The 17,891-nt window shown below is 33.6% G+C and carries 17 protein-coding genes; 12 read left to right on the top strand and 5 right to left on the bottom strand.

Going from position 1 to position 17,891, the window contains the following annotated elements:
• The first annotated feature begins 42 nt into the window (after positions 1 to 42).
• From dnaN to P8625_RS16155, 6 genes are all read left to right on the top strand, one after another.
• Positions 43 to 1,161 (top strand): DNA polymerase III subunit beta, encoded by a 1,119-nt coding sequence (gene dnaN, locus P8625_RS16180; protein WP_279651448.1) that lies wholly within the window; start codon positions 43 to 45, stop codon positions 1,159 to 1,161.
• 319 nt (positions 1,162 to 1,480) lie between these two features.
• Positions 1,481 to 2,059: a non-canonical purine NTP diphosphatase gene (locus P8625_RS16175; RefSeq protein ID WP_279651447.1), complete on the top strand. Its 579-nt coding sequence runs from the start codon at positions 1,481 to 1,483 to the stop codon at positions 2,057 to 2,059.
• Positions 2,060 to 3,091, top strand: a complete 1,032-nt coding sequence (locus P8625_RS16170; protein ID WP_279651446.1) for a FecCD family ABC transporter permease — start codon at positions 2,060 to 2,062, stop codon at positions 3,089 to 3,091.
• Between the two features lie 583 nt (positions 3,092 to 3,674).
• Positions 3,675 to 4,394 carry an ABC transporter ATP-binding protein gene (locus P8625_RS16165; RefSeq protein WP_322790499.1) on the top strand — a complete coding sequence of 240 codons (720 nt, stop codon included), beginning with the start codon at positions 3,675 to 3,677 and terminating at the stop codon, positions 4,392 to 4,394.
• A gap of 69 nt (positions 4,395 to 4,463) precedes the next feature.
• Positions 4,464 to 5,498, top strand: coding sequence for a M28 family metallopeptidase (locus P8625_RS16160; protein WP_279651445.1), 1,035 nt, complete (start codon positions 4,464 to 4,466; stop codon positions 5,496 to 5,498).
• A 387-nt stretch (positions 5,499 to 5,885) separates the two neighbouring features.
• On the top strand, positions 5,886 to 6,539 hold the full coding sequence (locus P8625_RS16155; RefSeq protein ID WP_279651444.1) for a hypothetical protein: 654 nt from the start codon (positions 5,886 to 5,888) through the stop codon (positions 6,537 to 6,539).
• A gap of 41 nt (positions 6,540 to 6,580) precedes the next feature.
• Here P8625_RS16155 and P8625_RS16150 read toward each other — a convergent pair whose 3' ends face one another.
• The 3 genes from P8625_RS16150 to P8625_RS16140 all read right to left on the bottom strand — a co-directional run bounded on the left by P8625_RS16150 (position 6,581) and on the right by P8625_RS16140 (position 9,563).
• Positions 6,581 to 7,678 carry a class I SAM-dependent methyltransferase gene (locus P8625_RS16150; RefSeq protein WP_279651443.1) on the bottom strand — a complete coding sequence of 366 codons (1,098 nt, stop codon included), beginning with the start codon at positions 7,676 to 7,678 and terminating at the stop codon, positions 6,581 to 6,583.
• Positions 7,679 to 7,688: 10 nt separating this feature from the next.
• Positions 7,689 to 9,221, bottom strand: a complete 1,533-nt coding sequence (locus P8625_RS16145) for an FMN-binding glutamate synthase family protein (RefSeq protein ID WP_279651442.1) — start codon at positions 9,219 to 9,221, stop codon at positions 7,689 to 7,691.
• Between the two features lie 90 nt (positions 9,222 to 9,311).
• Complete coding sequence (locus tag P8625_RS16140; RefSeq protein WP_279651441.1) at positions 9,312 to 9,563, bottom strand: type B 50S ribosomal protein L31; 252 nt, start codon at positions 9,561 to 9,563, stop codon at positions 9,312 to 9,314.
• Between the two features lie 195 nt (positions 9,564 to 9,758).
• On the opposite strand from P8625_RS16140, the gene P8625_RS16135 reads away from it, so the two are divergent.
• Both P8625_RS16135 and P8625_RS16130 read left to right on the top strand, forming a co-directional pair.
• Positions 9,759 to 10,799: a glutaminyl-peptide cyclotransferase gene (locus tag P8625_RS16135; protein WP_279651440.1), complete on the top strand. Its 1,041-nt coding sequence runs from the start codon at positions 9,759 to 9,761 to the stop codon at positions 10,797 to 10,799.
• Positions 10,800 to 10,818: 19 nt separating this feature from the next.
• Complete coding sequence (locus P8625_RS16130; protein WP_279651439.1) at positions 10,819 to 12,318, top strand: hypothetical protein; 1,500 nt, start codon at positions 10,819 to 10,821, stop codon at positions 12,316 to 12,318.
• A gap of 26 nt (positions 12,319 to 12,344) precedes the next feature.
• On the opposite strand, the gene P8625_RS16125 is transcribed toward P8625_RS16130, so the two are convergent.
• The gene (locus P8625_RS16125) at positions 12,345 to 12,968 is read right to left on the bottom strand and encodes a Crp/Fnr family transcriptional regulator (protein ID WP_279651438.1); all 624 of its coding nucleotides are present in this window, start codon (positions 12,966 to 12,968) and stop codon (positions 12,345 to 12,347) included.
• A gap of 234 nt (positions 12,969 to 13,202) precedes the next feature.
• On the bottom strand, positions 13,203 to 14,486 hold the full coding sequence (locus P8625_RS16120; protein ID WP_279651437.1) for a metal-dependent hydrolase family protein: 1,284 nt from the start codon (positions 14,484 to 14,486) through the stop codon (positions 13,203 to 13,205).
• 74 nt (positions 14,487 to 14,560) lie between these two features.
• Here P8625_RS16120 and P8625_RS16115 point away from each other — a divergent pair, with 74 nt between their 5' ends.
• From P8625_RS16115 to P8625_RS16100, 4 genes are all read left to right on the top strand, one after another.
• Positions 14,561 to 15,241 (top strand): SDR family NAD(P)-dependent oxidoreductase, encoded by a 681-nt coding sequence (locus P8625_RS16115; protein ID WP_279651436.1) that lies wholly within the window; start codon positions 14,561 to 14,563, stop codon positions 15,239 to 15,241.
• An 18-nt stretch (positions 15,242 to 15,259) separates the two neighbouring features.
• Positions 15,260 to 15,859 (top strand): SprT-like domain-containing protein, encoded by a 600-nt coding sequence (locus tag P8625_RS16110; RefSeq protein ID WP_279651435.1) that lies wholly within the window; start codon positions 15,260 to 15,262, stop codon positions 15,857 to 15,859.
• 8 nt (positions 15,860 to 15,867) lie between these two features.
• Positions 15,868 to 16,944 (top strand): mannose-1-phosphate guanylyltransferase, encoded by a 1,077-nt coding sequence (locus P8625_RS16105; RefSeq protein WP_279651434.1) that lies wholly within the window; start codon positions 15,868 to 15,870, stop codon positions 16,942 to 16,944.
• Positions 16,945 to 17,119: 175 nt separating this feature from the next.
• A complete protein-coding gene (locus P8625_RS16100; RefSeq protein ID WP_279651433.1) occupies positions 17,120 to 17,884 on the top strand; it encodes a ParA family protein in 765 nt (254 codons plus the stop codon).
• The last annotated feature ends 7 nt before the right edge of the window (positions 17,885 to 17,891 follow it).

Below are 17,891 nucleotides of genomic sequence, written 5' to 3'. Positions count from 1 at the left end.
TTAAGATATATTTGTACATCTAATAAATAGAAAAATTACTCAATGAAATTTATCGTATCTAGTTCACAGTTATTAAAACAACTACAAGTTTTAGGAGGAGTTATAAATAGCAACAACACGCTACCAATTTTAGATAACTTTCTATTTGAACTATCTGAAAACGAATTGAAAGTATCTGCTTCCGATTTAGAGACCACCATGTCGTCGGTTATTGAAGTTGAAAGCACAGATACTGGAGCAATTGCCGTTAATGCTCGTTTATTACTAGATACTTTAAAGACATTTCCTGAGCAACCACTTACTTTCAAAATTGAAGAAAGCAGTACTATTGAAATCATATCTGAACAAGGAAAATATGACATGGCTTATTTTGGCAGTGACGAATTTCCTAAAGCTGTAGAATTACCTTCTCCAAGTAGCACAGAAATTCCATCGCATATTTTAGCAACGGCTATTTCTAAAACTATTTTTGCTGCTGGTAATGATGATTTACGTCCAGTTATGAGTGGGGTATTTTTTCAATTCAACTCAAAAGAATTAACTTTTGTAGCTACCGATGCTCACAAATTAGTAAAATATACGCGTACTGATATTACCGCTGATAAGTCGGCAGAGTTTATCATGCCTAAAAAGCCTCTAAATTTATTGAAAGGGATTTTAGCAGGTTCAGAAAATAATGTTACTATTGATTATAACGATACCAATGCTAAGTTTACTTTTGACAACGTAGTATTAATTTGCCGATTAATTGACGGAAAGTATCCTAATTACGAAGCAGTAATTCCAAAAGAAAACCCGAATAAATTAACGGTAGACAGGGCTTCTTTCTTAAACTCTGTTCGTCGTGTATCTATTTTCTCAAGTAAAACAACACATCAAATCCGTTTAAGAATGGCGGGTACTGAGTTGAATATTTCTGCAGAAGATTTAGATTACTCAAATAAAGCTGACGAACGATTAAATTGTGATTATCAAGGTGACGATATGCAAATTGGATTCAACTCTCGTTTTTTAAGCGAAATGTTAAGCAACCTGAATTCTAACGACGTTTTAATTGAAATGAGTTTACCTAACAGAGCAGGAATTTTAACTCCAATTGATGGAACTGAAGAAGGCGAGTTAATTACCATGCTTGTCATGCCAGTGATGTTAAACGGATAGTAAAAACTACACATAAATTAAGAAAAAAAAGGTCGTCTATAAAGTAATTTTTAGACGATTTTCTTTTTACTATTTTTGGTTTAGTTAACAATTATTTTGTTTAACATTATTTCTAACTGTTTTTTGATAGCTTCTTTACTCATAGTTTTTTGCTTTTCACATAGCCATTCTTTGACTTTTTTTAAGTTTTCAAAACAATGGTTTTTAACTCTTCTTTTATATACGCTCAAAAAGATAGTCTTTCAGATAACAGTATTTTCACCAACACTCTTATGTTGCATTAAAATTGAATACATTTGCTTTTGTAAATTTTCGATACATGAAACTCGTTTTTGCAACCAATAATTTAAACAAGTTAGCCGAAGTACAAAAAATGCTTCCTAGTAGTATTGAGTTACTATCACTAAAAGACATCAATTGTTTTGATGAGATTGAAGAAACCGCCACTACGCTTGAAGGAAATGCTAAACTAAAAGCGAATTATATAACCGAAAAATTTGGGTATAATTGCTTTGCTGATGATACGGGCTTAGAAGTTGCCGCTTTAAACGGAGCTCCTGGTGTATACTCTGCACGATATGCTGGTGAACCTGCCAATGCAGAAAATAATATGCAAAAACTACTCACAGCGCTCGATGGCAAACCTCATCGAAATGCGCAGTTTAGAACTGCCATTTGTTTAAACTTAAATGAAAAGCAATTTTTGTTTGATGGAATTTGCAAAGGGTATATTTTAACCGCTCAACAGGGAGAAAAAGGTTTTGGATACGACCCTATTTTTCAACCCGAAGGATACAACAAATCGTTTGCTGAAATGACTACTGAGGAGAAAAACAAGATTAGCCACAGAGGATTGGCAATTCAGCAATTGGTCGCATTTTTAAAATCAATTCACTAATTGAGTTTATCTAAAACATATACTACATATTTTTTTGTACTATCAGTATTGCTGGTTGTTTTTCTCCTACTTAATATTAGTTTAGGTTCCGTTTCTATTCCTTTAGACGAGATTTTCAATTCCTTAGTCGGAGGCACCGTATCGAAAGATAGTTGGGAAACGATTATCCTAAATTACAGATTGCCCAAAGCGATTACTGCCATGTTGGTGGGTTCTGGACTCTCTATAAGTGGTTTGTTAATGCAAACCTTATTTAGAAATCCGCTTGCTGGTCCTTTTGTATTAGGTATTTCTTCTGGAGCGAGTTTGGGTGTAGCGTTGCTTATTTTAGGCTCTAGCATTTTTGGTGGTTTTTTTCTGGTAACCATGTATGCGAACTGGGCATTAGCCATAGCAGCTAGTGTTGGATCTTTCATCGTTTTGTCTGCTGTGATTATTGCAGCCAATAAAGTACGTAATACTATGTCTATACTAATTATTGGACTAATGTTCGGTTCTTTAACAGCCGCAGTAATTAGTGTACTAACCTTTTTTAGTCGAGCAGAACAAATACAGCAATACCTATTTTGGAGTTTTGGTAGTTTAGGAAATTTAACTTGGCAAGAACTTACCATTTTTGGAATTATTTATTTGATAGGAGTTCTTGGAACACTTTTAGTTATAAAGCCTTTAAACAGCTTTTTGTTAGGAGAAAGTTATGCTAAAAGCTTAGGCATTAATATTAAAAAAAGCAGAACTATTATTTTAGTCATCACCAGTATTTTAACGGGGGTTATTACTGCTTTTTCTGGCCCTATCGCTTTTGTAGGTCTCGCTGTTCCGCATATTGCTAAACTGATTTTCTCGACCTCTAATCATAAAATTTTATTACCTGCCGTAGCTTTAATTGGTGCTATCATTTTATTAATTTGCGATAGCATCGCCCAATTACCCACCAGTGAATTTACCTTACCTATTAACGCTATCACATCGTTGTTTGGTGCTCCTGTTGTTATTTGGCTATTGGTACGAAAAAAGAAGATTTATGTGTAGTACTTTTGGTTGTTAGTTATTATTCAAAGATTGAAAAATTGGAAAAATTAATCGTACGAAAAAATCCCTTCTCTCTTCTCTCTTCTCTCTTCTCTATTTTCTCTATCCTCCTAACTTCTAGCTATTAGTCTTGGTTCTTAGCTCTTGGTTCTTGGTGCTATTCAAAAAATCAAAGATTGAAAAATTGAAAAATTGAAAAATTTAATCGTACAAAAAACCTCTCTTCTCTATTCTCTATTCTCTCTTCTCTATTTTCTATTTTCTATTTTCTATTTTCTTAACTTCTAGCCATTAGTCTTGGTTCTTAATTCTTGGTTCTTGGTGCTATTCAAAAATTCAAAGATTGAAAAATTGAAAGATTTAATAGTTTTCAAAAAAACCTCTTCTCTCTTCTCTCTTCTCTCTTCTCTATTTTTTCAGTTTATAACTCTTGACTTACAGCTTATCGCTGTTATAAAAAATATAGTTAGTACATTTGAAACATTAAAAATTTAACATCGGTACTATTAACAAGCTAGAAAAACATATCGTTTTACAAACAGAAAACCTTTCTATAGGCTACCCATCAAAAAAGCAACAAACTGTGATTGCTTCCGATATTAATTTAGCCATTGAGAAAGGAAAATTCGTTGCATTGTTGGGTAAAAACGGTATCGGAAAATCAACCTTACTTCGTACCATTTCAAAGGTTCAAAAACCACTTACGGGTACGATAAAAATCAATCAAAAAAAGCTTACTGAATACACGAGTCAAGAACTATCAACGACCTTGAGCTTGGTTCTTACAGAACGCTTACCTTTGAGTCAGCTTACTGTTTTTGAATTAGTTGCCTTAGGACGCCAACCGTACACAAACTGGATTGACAAATTGACTCCCAATCATTTAAAAAAAATTCTTTGGGCACTAGAACAAACTGATATTACACACCTAAAAGACAACCGATTTCACGAACTAAGTGACGGACAATTGCAACGTGTACTTATTGCCAGAGCATTAGCACAAGATACCGAGATTATTATTTTAGATGAGCCGACTGCACATTTAGACATTCACCATACTTTTAAGGTATTTTCGTTGTTAAAAAGATTGGTAAAAAGCACAGGAAAAACGATTATTATTTCTACTCACGAAGTAAATTTAGCCATTCAACTAGCCGATGAGTTTATCCTTTTATCTGAAAAACAACTCTATACAGGCACTTCACAACAGTTAATCAATCAAAATGCTTTCGAAGAACTTTTTCCGAAAGAATTAATTAGTTTTAACAAAACATTAGAACAATTCGTTATTAAGAAAAGTTAAATTTGAACCAATTTAACATTTTAGCACATTTGAATACTAATCAAATAACAAAATCGTAATTACATATTGATGAAAAAATTACTTTATACATTTAGCGCAGTTGTATTTGTTGCTTGCGGAGCTAGTAAGGATACGGCTACCGATAATGAGACCAACATAGATGATGCTGTACCCTACGCAAAAACGATTACCGCAAAAGATTTAGGAAAACATCTTTTTGTGTATGCCTCAGATGAATTTGAAGGAAGGGATACAGGAGAACCTGGACAAAAAAAAGCAGTAAATTATTTAAAAGATTTTTATGTAAGCCAAGGCATTGCTTCTCCATTAGGAGGCAATGATTATTTTCAAGAAGTTCCTTCTGAATATTTAAGCAACAATCGAAGAGGAATGACTTTAAAAGATTCTGAAAATGTGGTTGCTTTTATTAAAGGAACCGAAAAACCAGATGAAATCGTAGTGCTCTCTGCACATTTAGACCACGAAGGTGTTAAAAATGGAGAGATTTATAACGGAGCTGACGATGATGGCTCTGGTACAGTAGCTATCTTAGAAATTGCGGAAGCCTTTAAAAAAGCAGCAGATGCAGGTAAGGGGCCGAAACGCTCTATTTTATTTTTGCACGTTACCGGAGAAGAAAAAGGATTGTTAGGCTCTAAGTATTACACTGAAAACCCAATCTTTCCGTTAGCTAATACAGTTACTAACTTAAATATTGATATGATTGGTAGGGTTGACGAGCGTCATAAAGGAAACCCTAACTACGTGTATTTAATTGGTTCTGACAAATTGAGTACGGATTTACACAATATTTCAGAAGCAATCAATAAAAAGTACACACAAATTGAATTGGATTACAAATACAACGATGAAAATGACCCAAATCGTTTTTATTACCGTTCTGACCACTATAATTTTGCAAAGCACAATATTCCTATTATTTTTTATTTTAACGGAACACATGCCGACTATCACCGACCAACTGATACTCCTGACAAAATCAACTATGAAATGTTAGAAAATAGAACTCGCTTAGTTTTTCATACTGCTTGGGAAATTGCGAATCGCGAAAATCGTTTGGTTGTGGATAAAGCCACAGAATAACATCTATCCAAATTTAAATTTCAAGTTTATTTTATATTATAAAGCGCATCAAATGGATGCGCTTTTTTTATTACCATGAATCTAATACAGTTTGTGAATAATTTTTTCATGTACTGTCATAGTTCAAGAGTGATTTTCAAGAATTGTAATGAATTAAAAACTGTACTTCGGCTAGGCTTAGCAGACCTACCAATAGAGAACGATACTATCACTTCTCAATACAAACTATTTTCATTCAATTCAACTAATTTACTCTGATAAGAACATAACCAAATTCTAAATAATAAACCTAAAATGATAATTTATTCTAGAAAATCTAAAAATTAGTTTTCTAAATAATAATTAGAATTATATTTGCAGCCTTATTTATTAACTAAAAAAATTATCATGAAAAAACTAGTATTATGCGCAATGTTGTGCGTATTGTCTGTTGCTTATGGACAAGAAAAAGTTCAAAATGAAAAATTAACTATTGAAAAAGGCACTTACTTTTTAAACGGAGATTTTTCTGTAAATCATTCAAATAACATTATAAAAGATTTTTATTATGGGTCTTCTTATGAATCCAATATTTTTAATTTTTCTATCGCGCCAAAAATAGGATATGCGATCAAAGATAATTTACTTATTGGGTTAGGAGTAGGATATGGATATTCGGAAGTTGAAGCAATAAACCCTTTTAACGAAAGCAATGCTACTACTTCTTTTAACAATTTCAGCATCCTTCCTTTCATAAAAAAACTTTTCCCTGTAGGTGAAAAATTAACACTATCTATACGAGGAGAGTTTAATTATACCTATACCGAACAAAATCAAATTTATTATATCGATAGTTTTGACCATGCTGAATCGTATTTTGTTGGAATTCGCCCAGGTATTAGTTATTTCTTAACAAAGGCAATCGCATTGGAAGCTACTATGGGTGTTTTAGGATATACCTATCAAAGTTATAAAGACACAGACGGAGATAGAAACTCCAATAATTTTGGCGTAAATTTGAATTCTAATAATTTATTTTTTGGTCTTTCTTATTACTGGTAGTCCAGCTAAAACATGAAACGAAGAACGCTAAGAGAATTTTCTTAGCGTTTTTTTATACATTCTATTATTTGAAATTTTTTGTTCTGTTGTAGAATTTTTACAGAAGTAAAAAGCTGTGTTAACTGTGTGCTGTAATTTAAGTGTGAATTGGCTACCAATACAAATCTTCCTGCTGGACTTAAACATTTTTTCACACCTTCAAAAAGATTCAGTGCTATCTCAATATTGTTTTCATGTTCAAAATGAAAAGGCGGATTTGACACTACCAAGTCAAAAGAAGCTTCTTTAAAACCTTCTAAGGTATCTGAGCAAATAAAATCTGCGTTTTTTCCTTGTAAATTTATTTTTGAGGACGCAACAGCCAAGTTAAAATCATCTACTAAGCTAACCTCAACATTGGGGTTTTGTTCAGAAAACCATCGGGCAATTACTCCGTTTCCAGAAGCAAGATCTAGTATTTTTTCTTCGTTTGCTTTTAACTCAATATGTTCTAAAAAGAATTGTGTTCCTATATCAATACTGTTCGATGAAAACACTCCGTAATATTGCTGATACTCTTTTTCTTTCCACAGAAACGAATGCATCAATCTTTTGTATTCAGTAATAGGCTTAGGCTTTTTTAAAACTAACAAACGCGCTTTTTTCCATGCTTTAGATTGCGTGACTTCTTCAAAATAGTGCTCGGCAACCTTTACAAAAGAAGGAGAAAAATACTTTGTCATAAACCCACAGACAACTTCTGTGTTTTCGTGAGAAGCCTTATGAATTTGCTGCAAAAACATCTCAAATAATTCTATTGACTTCGGTATTTTAACGAGCGCTAGGTTTACGGTTTGCAGGTCGTCGAGAGGTGTTTTAAAATCAATTACTGTTGAAAACTGATTTAATTTTAAGTTTTTCTCAATGGCTTTCTGTTGGCTTGCATACGTCCAAATAGTAGTGAGTTTTTTTTCTTGCAAAGCACAATTCCACACACCAAAACGGTCGTTAAAAAGGTGTACATGCGCACTACTTTTATCGGCTATATACTTTAATACCAATAATTCAGCGTTGCTCCAAGCTCGCAAACTTTTATCAAAAGTCTTAGGATATCGCTGTAACTGGTACGTTGTTGAATTAATGGTGACTGTTGTTTCCAATGATATGGTCTTAACTCGCTAAAACGGTATCTTCTGCGTAGTAAATGTTATCTAACGAGGTAATGTCTCCAGCTTTATTTCTTCTAAAAATATGCTTAGGCTCCACCTCTGTGATAGATTCTTTCCCCATAGCTGCAACCACCTCTTTAACCGCACTTATTGTTTTATTATGATAATTCTTTACACGAACATTTTTATATTCTACTACCAATGCTTTTACCAAGTCTTTTTCTTGTGTAGCTACTCCTACAGGACAAGTATCTAAATTACACTCACGTGCTTGAATACACCCCAAACTCAACATAAAACTACGTGCCATACCAATAGCATCAGCACCCAAAGCTAGGTATTTAACTACATCGAAAGCGTCGATAGCTTTACCACTTGCGATGATCTTTACCTGCTCTTTTAATCCGTATTTTTTCAACATCTTATTCACAAAAGACAATCCTTCCAATAGCGGAGTACCTATGTAATTCGAAAACTCTAACGGTGCAGAACCTGTTCCTCCTTCACCTCCATCAACAGCTATAAAATCAGGATAGTTATTCGCTTCGGCAAATGTTTTAATCATGGTTTCAATTTCATCGTTATCTCCGACACAAAACTTGATTCCTACGGGTTTTCCTTCCGATAATTCTCTTACTTGTTGAATAAATGCTATCATTTCATCGAAATTAGAAAAAGCATCGTGGGCGGGTGGCGAATCTACTCTTGTATAGGGTTCTACAGCCCTAATTTCAGCAATTTCTTCAGTATTTTTTTTGGCAGGGAGAATTCCTCCATGACCGGGTTTCGCTCCTTGAGAAAATTTAATTTCAATCATTTTTACCTCAGAACGCAGGGCATTTTCCTTAAAAATTTCAGCATCAAAAACTCGCTTACCATTCACGCTTTTTCCTGCTCCAAAATAGCCTGTTCCTATCTGAAAAATTAAATCTCCTCCTTGCAAATGGTAAGGTGATATTCCTCCTTCGCCTGTATTGTGCGCAAAATTCCCCATCTTCGCCCCTTGATTCAATGCCATGATAGCATTTTTGCTTAACGATCCGAACGACATTGCAGAAATATTAATAATAGATGCGTTGTATTTTTGACTGCATTTATCTGAACCTATCACTACTCTTTCTCCTTTAATCTGATGATGATCTTTAGGAAAGATAGAGTGTTTTACAAACTCATATCCCTTAGCATAAACATCATGCTGTGTACCAAAAGGAAGCGTTTCTATTTGCTCTTTTGCACGTTGATATACAATACTTCTTTTCTCACGATTAATGGGTCTTCCATTCAAATCATCTTCTATAAAGTACTGCTGAATTTTCTCTCGCTCTTCTTCAAATACCCAACGTAAACGAGCCACTATAGGAAATGCACGCATTAACGAGTGCTTTTTTTGAATAAAAGCATCGTAAATAGCCAATAGGGTTACTGCTGAAGCTATTGTTAGCAAAATATAAGTTCCCATTTGGGGCATAAAGTATACCAACACACCACACAAAACATTCACTATAATTACTACAGATAAAATAGTATCTCTCATTTTTTAAATTTTAGGGTAAAAATACAATTTTAGCACAAAAAAAGCCCTGACTTATCGCCAGAGCTTTCTAATATATTAAAATACCCGAAATTACTTTTTGAATTTTGCGTATTTGCTTTTGAACTTATCAATACGCCCTGCAGTATCTACCAACTTAGACTTACCTGTGTAGAAAGGATGTGAAGTTCTTGAAATTTCTAATTTGATTAATGGATACTCAACGCCTTCTACCTCTAAAGTTTCTTTCGTATTAGCAGTTGAACGTGTTAAAAAAACATCTCCGTTAGACATATCTTTAAACGCTACCATTCTATAATTTTCTGGATGTATACCTTTTTTCATCTCTTGTAAATTTAAAATCTTTTATTTTTGTTGAAAAAATTATAAAGTTGGTAAAGCTTTATAGTTGATTCATATATCAAAAACCTGCAATGGCTATTTGAGGATGCAAATTTAACTCTTTTTTTTATTTGCAAACAAATAATTTGCTTTAATTTGTATGACATCTAAATAAACTACAGAAAATAATAATTGTATATGCGTTTTTATAAACTTTTAACTCTTGGATTAGCTACGGTACTTGTAACCTCTTGTAGCGAAACAAATTACAAATTCAAATTAAACACTACTAAAAAAACCACTTTGGGTGAAAAAGCCGCCATAAAATTTGAACAGCTTAAAGGCGAGCAAATAGATTCTGTACAACTATATGTAAATGCAAAGCGTGTAAACAAAAACGAAACAAGTGTTACGATAAATACGACAGATTTTGGCGTTGGAAAACATGCAGTTACTGCCATTGCCTTTTATCCTAATAAATCTAAAAAATTAAATAATTCTATCGAAGTTTTAGCCCAGCAAGCGCCTGAGGTGTATTCGTATAAAATTGTAAATACATTTCCCCACGACAAAGGTGCTTATACACAAGGTTTAGAATATAAAAATGGGTATTTATACGAAACTACCGGTCGTAGAGGACAATCTTCTTTGCGAAAAGTAGATGTAAAAACAGGTGAAGTACTACAAAAAGTAGACCTTGACAAAAAGTATTTTGGAGAGGGAATGACTATTTTTAACAATCAAATTTATTGGTTAACCTGGAAAGCACGTAAAGGTTTTATTTACGACTTTGAATCTTTTAAACAACTAGGTTCTTTTGAATACAACAATAGTAATGAAGGTTGGGGATTGACACATAACGATGCTGAATTGATTAAAACTGATGGAACTAACAAAGTTTGGTTTTTAGACCCCACTACCAAAAAGGAAAAAAGAGCTATTCAAGTATACACTAATAAATACGCCATTGGTAATTTGAATGAAATTGAACTTATTAATGGAAAAATTTATGCAAATAAATGGCAACAAAACTCGATAGTTATTATAAATCCTGAAACAGGAGTCGTTGAAGGGGTAGCTGATTTAAGTGGATTGAGAGATATTGTTGCGAAAGGTCAAAATTTAGAACCCCAAGACGAAGTGTTAAACGGTATTGCTTACGATGCTGAGAACAATCGCTTATTTGTTACGGGTAAACATTGGGGCAAGTTATTTGAAATACAACTAATTAAGCAATAACCAACTAGTACAACAATTTATGAAAAAATCCCTTCCCATACTAGCAATCATCTTAGCTACTCTTGTAGCATCGTGTAGAAAAGACTTCACCACAGTGCCTAGTTATGGGAAATTGCAATTTTCTAAAGACACCGTGTTTTTAGATACTGTTTTTAGTACTATTGGCTCTTCAACCTATACCCTTAAAGTATATAATAAGAGTAACAAAAACATTACCATTCCTGAAATTAAATTAGAAAACGGTACAGCCTCTAATTACCGACTAAATGTTGATGGAGTACCTGGTAACACCCATGAAAACATTGGTATTTTGGCAAACGATAGCTTGTATATTTTTATAGAAACAACCATTGATTTTAGTACTGTAACCAACCCTTTACATACCGACAAAATCTTATTCGACAATGGAGAAAATCAACAAGACGTAGATTTGGTTACCTTGGTACAGGATGCTCATTTTATTTTTCCTTCAAAAAATAGTATGGGGATTGAAAAACTTACCATCAATGGGCAGGAAACAGCAATTCAAGGTCGATTTTTAACAGATGAAGAGCTTACCTTTACCAATGAAAAGCCGTATGTTATTTATGGGTATGCTGCAGTAGCTTCGAACAAAACATTATTGATAGAGGCTGGAGCAAAGATCCACTTTCATAACAACTCTGGTTTAATCATCGACAAAGGAGCTAATGTACTAGCCAACGGTACGCTCAATGAGAAAATTATCTTTGAAGGAGATCGTTTAGAGCCTCAGTTTAGTGAAATTCCAGGGCAATGGGGAGCTATTTGGATACGTGAAGGAAGTCTAAACAACGAACTAAACCATACCCAAATTAAAAACGGAACTGTGGGAATTTTAGTGGACGGGCGAGACAATACCTCTCCTACCTTAACGCTAAAAAACATAGAAATTTATAACAATACGAACTATGGAGTATTGGGTAGAAATACTCATATAGAGGGAGAAAATTTAGTGATTGGTAATACAGGACAAGCTGCTTTGGCTTGTACTTTTGGTGGTAAATATCGTTTTACACATGCTACTTTTGCTAACTTTTGGAACAATAGTATTCGCCAATTACCCGCCGTTTTAGTCAATAATCATATTTCTTATATTGATGAAAACAATCAAGAAATCACAGAAATTAACGATTTGGCTGCGGCTGACTTTACAAATTGTATTATAAGCGGAAACAACAGTATTGAATTTATTCTTGATAGAATTGAAGGAACTATCTTTAATTATAATATAGCAAATTGTTTCCTTCAATTTAACGACTTCAACAATTCATTTAATAATATTGATGACTTAAACTTTGAAGACACTTCACATTACCAGAATATTATTTTAAACGGAAATCCAGACTTTAAAAACAGCTCTGAAAATGAGTATATTATTGGTGAAAATAGCGATGTAATTAACAAAGCAAAACCATCTACTGTTTCGTTAGATATTTTAGGTGTTAACAGAGAAAACGCTCCAGATATGGGAGCTTATCAACATACAAACTTTAACTAGAAGCTACTATAAAGTGAGTGATTTTATCACAACAGCTCTACATAAGATTTATCTTTCTTAATCTTTCCTTCTTGTTCTAGTTTTTTTATAATTCTAGTAATTACTTCTCTTGCTGTTCCTAATTCGCTGGCAATCTGTCTGTGAGATATTTTTATTGGGTTTTTACCTGTTGTTTCTGTTTTCTTTCTTAAATAATCTAGCAAACGTGAATCGATTTTTTCAAAAACAACTTGATTAATAGTACCAACTAATTCGTTATATCTAATTCCGAACTCTTTATAAAACAATATGTTTATTTCAGGGTATTTATTCGTCCATTCCCTAACTTTTTCTATGGGTAGTAACAATGCCCTTGTATCTTCTTCAATAGATGAATATACTTTACTTGGCTCATTTTCTATCCCTTTTAAGAAAGACAGTATACAGCTTTCGTTAGGTCTTATATAATATAAAAGGAGTTCTTTATCTTCATTTCTTGAAAACACTCTTACTACACCATCTAATACTATAGGAATTATCTTGATATACTGACCCTCTCTAACAATTTCTAAACCTGCAGGCACTTCCTTTAAAATAGCATGAGACGCTATTTCTTGTTGCAATTCAGTTGAAAAATAAGGGAATTTTTTAAGTACTTGTTCAACGTTCATGAGGGACTTTTTAAAACATTAATTATACCCTCAAATATATATTTAATATTTTTAAATAAAAAAGTTATTGCGCTTGAAAGTACATTGTTAACATTCCCCCCCAGAAACTCAAACATTGTTTTTTCAAGTATGCAATAACTAGTTTATACACTGCAAAGTAAGCACTTATTCAGTAAAATATATGTAACAAAAGTCACATATTTCTAATTTTTATTAATTCTAAATAACAAAAATTCAATATTCTTTGACAATTTTTCCATTTTGCATTACAAAAACCACTTTCTCCATAGTATTAATGTTTTGTATTGGATCGTCATTAACCGCAATTATATCGGCTAAAAAACCTTTTTTAACCTGACCTAGTTCTTCTTTCATGCCCAATAAGGCTGCATTGGTGATGGTAGCAGACTGTATAGCTTCCATAGCTGGCATGCCTGCTTCTACCATATATCCAAACTCCTTTCCATTTTTTCCATGCTCAAAAACTCCCGCATCCGTTCCGAAAGCTATTTTCACCCCTTTCTTATATGCCTTACCAAACGTACCTTGTATTTGTGGTCCAACAGTTAATGCTTTAGGCACGACTATTTCAGGATAAAAACCTTCTACTTTTGCTTTTTCTGCCACTTCTTTACCTGCTGTAATTGTTGGAACTAAGTACACATCGTACTTTTTCATCAATTCCATGGTAGCATCACTCATATACGTTCCGTGTTCAATCGTTTTTACCCCTCCAATGATGGCACGCTTCATTCCTTCATCTCCATGAGCATGAGCAGCGACATGCATTCCATAATCTTTTGCTGTTTCGCAAATTGCCTTTACTTCTTCGATAGTAAATTGCGGATTGTCTCCACTCTTCGCAACACTCAACACACCGCCAGTAGCAGTGATTTTAATACAATCTGCACCATTCTTATAACGTTGTCTTACTGCTTTTTTTGCATCTTCTACCGAGTTTACGACTCCTTCTTTCGGACCAGGATTACCTATCAACTCTCTACTACTTCCATTCGTCGGGTCTGCATGCCCGCCAGTGGTTGCTAATGACTTTCCAGCGGTAAACACTCTAGGTCCTTTAATTTTTCCTGCTTTGATTGCTTTTGCCAACGAAATATTAACACCTGTTCCGCCCAAATCTCTCACTGTAGTAAAACCACTGAGCAAAGTGACCTCTGCAAAACTTACAGAATTATAAGCCCTATCAGCCTCATTCAATATGTATTTTTCTACTCTAGATTTCGGACTATGCTGACTTTCAATATGCACATGCATATCAATCAACCCAGGCATAACTACCTTTGTTTTTAAATCGATTATCTGATCATTTGAATTTTCAGGACTTACATATCCGTTTAAAACATCAACTATCTTATTTCCCTTAACAATGACCGTTTTTTGCTGCACTATTATTCCTTTTTCAGTATCAATTAATTTTCCGCAATGTAAGTACGTCTTTTGACCGAATGTGATTGTAGAAATTAGTAGAATCAGAATTAAAAAAAAGTTGTTTTTCATGATAATTTAAGAATGATTAAACGATAAATGTAGTGATTTTTATGTAGCTTGCCCTTTTAAATTTTGACAGTTACATGAAAAACATTGTTATTACTGGAACCAGCAGAGGTATTGGTTTTGAATTGGCTCAGCAGTTTGCTAATCAAGGGCATCAGGTGTTGGCACTATCTAGGAGCACACAACCTTTAGCGAAAATAAGTCATTCAAATATTACAACTATTGCCGTTGATTTATCTGAAGAAAAGGATATAAAAAAGGCACTTGATTTTGTAGCAACCGAATGGAAAAAAGTAGATATCCTCATTAATAATGCTGGAAAATTAGTTAACAAACCCTTTGAAAAATTAACGAAACAAGATTTTGAAGCCGTATACAAAGTAAATGTTTTTGCTGTTGCTGAACTCACTAAAAACCTGCTGCCTTTTATGCAAAAAGGAAGTCATGTAGTAACAGTGAGTAGCATGGGCGGAATTCAAGGAAGCATGAAATTTCCGGGTTTAGCAGCTTATAGTTCTGCCAAAGGTGCCGTAATTACTTTATCTGAGTTATTGGCCGAGGAGTATAAAGAACAACACATCGCTTTTAACGTATTGGCATTAGGAGCGGTGCAAACCGAGATGTTAGAAGAAGCTTTTCCAGGTTATGTTGCTCCTTTATCTGCTAAAGAAATGGCGAATTATATTTTTGATTTTGCTTTAACAGGTAACAAATACTACAACGGAAAAGTATTACAAGTTTCTAGTTCAACACCATAATATTTCAAAACAATACTTTTGAAAAAAACACTTATCAAGTACATTCCTGAAGAAGCTATTCCCTTAGTTGAATATTTAATTATTAAACATAAAATCAACTTAAAAATAGTAAACCAACGTCAAACCAAACACGGTGATTTTCGTCGTTTGCCCAACGGTTTTATGCAAATTACGGTGAATAACAATTTGAATCCGTATCAGTTTTTACTAACCTTAATTCATGAAATTGCGCATCATGTTACGTATCAAAAATTCGGAAGAGTACAGCCCCATGGTAAAGAGTGGAAGACTGTTTTTCAGCATTTAATGTTGCCTTTTTTACAACCTGAAATCTATCCTAAAGACATACTTCCTCATTTAGCGAATTATTTAAAAAATCCAAAGGCAAGTACCGACACAGATGTAAAGTTATCGTTAGCTTTACGACTAGGTAAATCAGAAAGCGGAAAGAATTTTATCTTTGAAGTTCCTAATGGAAGTGTTTTTCAGTATAAAGGAAAACTATACAAAAGAGGAAATAAGCGGAGAACGCGTTACGAATGTTTACATTTAGAAAACAAGCGTGTGTACCTATTCAATCAAAATGCAGAGGTAAAGCTAGTAGCTTCAACTAAATAACAGCTTTTATGAACAGTAATTATTATGCAGTAATTATGGCGGGAGGCGTAGGTTCTCGTCTTTGGCCAGTAAGTACCGAAAAATACCCAAAACAGTTTCACGACTTGTTAGGAACTGGTGAATCGTTACTGCAAAAAACCTTTAAGAGAATTAACCAATTAATTCCCTCAGAAAATATTTTAATTGCCACCAACAAATGTTATGAAGCATTGGTATTAGAACAACTTCCTAATATTAGCACAAAGCAATTGCTACTCGAACCTGTAATACGCAATACTGCGCCCTGTATTTTGTATGCTGCATTGAAAATTAAACAGCAAAATGAACATGCTGTAATGCTGGTAGCCCCTTCTGACCATTGGATAGAAAACGAACCTGAATTTATTAAAAACATCGACACTTCTTTAAATTCTTGTACTCAAAAAGATATGTTACTAACCTTGGGTGTGCATCCTAATCACCCGAATACAGGATACGGCTATATTCAGTTTGAAGAAAATGCTGCTAAAATTAAAAAAGTAACACTCTTTACTGAAAAGCCAAATCTCGAAAAGGCAACACAATTTTTAGCAAGTGGTAACTACTTATGGAATGCTGGTATTTTTGTTTGGTCAGTTGTTAGTATCATCAGCGCTTTCAAAAAACACCTTCCAGAAATGGTAGGGATTTTAGATAGCGAATCTCAGCTCTACAATACCCCATTAGAAGAAGAGTTTATCAATAAAAATTACAAAAAATGTGAGAACATTTCTATTGATTTTGGAATTTTAGAGCACTCTCAAAAAGTATATGTACTTCCCATAAATGTTGGTTGGGACGATTTAGGCACCTGGAATTCTTTATATAAAAAGCTACCAAAAAACAACCAACAAAATTCGATTGTGGGTGCCAAAAGCATTTGTAACAATGCAAGTGGCAACATCGTTCATACACCTCATGGTAAAAAAGTAGTCATACAAGGACTACACGATTTTATAGTGGTAGAAAAAGACGATGTGTTGATTATCTGTCCGCGTAAAGACGAACAAGACATCAAACAACTCCGAGCCCAAGCCAAAGATGTTTTTGGTAAGGATAGTGTATAAACACAACGCACATTACTACTATTTTTAGGAGATAACCGCTTACTTACTGAAAAAACCATAGCTTAATTCTTTTGATGGAAGGCAATTATACATTTAATCATTTTTATTAACGTCTTTCACTTTCAAAAACCATAAATAATTGTAAATTTACCTCTTTCAAACTTTATAAATTATAATGGGTAGAATTATTGCAATTGCAAATCAAAAAGGTGGTGTAGGTAAAACTACTACCTCTGTAAACCTAGCTGCTGCTTTAGGTGTTTTAGAAAAAAAAGTATTGTTAATTGATGCTGACCCCCAAGCAAATGCTACTTCTGGTTTAGGTTTAGACGTTGAAAGTATAGAAATTGGAACCTATCAGGTTTTAGAACATACGGTTTCTGCTAAGGATACTGTTTTAAAGACAAACTCTCCTAACGTCGACTTAATCCCTGCTCATATAGATTTAGTAGCTATTGAAATTGAATTGGTCGATAAGCATCAACGTGAGTACATGCTAAAAAAAGCTTTGAAGGATATTAAAGATGATTATGATTTCATTTTAATAGATTGTGCTCCTTCTCTGGGTTTAATCACCTTAAACTCTCTCGTTGCAGCAGATGCTGTTGTGATTCCTATTCAATGTGAATATTTTGCATTAGAAGGTTTAGGAAAACTATTAAATACGATAAAAAGTGTTCAAAGAATACACAATCCAGAATTAGAAATTGAAGGTTTGTTATTAACCATGTTCGATTCTCGTTTACGTTTATCTAACCAAGTAGTTGAAGAAGTGCGTAAACACTTCAGTTCTATGGTTTTTGAAACAATAGTACACAGAAATATCCGTTTAAGTGAAGCACCAAGTTATGGTGAAAGTATAATTTCATACGATGCTACGAGTAAAGGTGCCGTAAATTACTTAAATTTGGCGAACGAAATTTTAACTAAAAACGCATAATTATTGT

The sequence above is a fragment of the Tenacibaculum tangerinum genome, from assembly GCF_029853675.1.
GTDB classification, from domain to species: domain Bacteria; phylum Bacteroidota; class Bacteroidia; order Flavobacteriales; family Flavobacteriaceae; genus Polaribacter; species Polaribacter tangerinum_A.
Note: the sequence above shows the minus strand (reverse complement) of the source record. Positions and strands in the feature narration are given on the sequence as shown.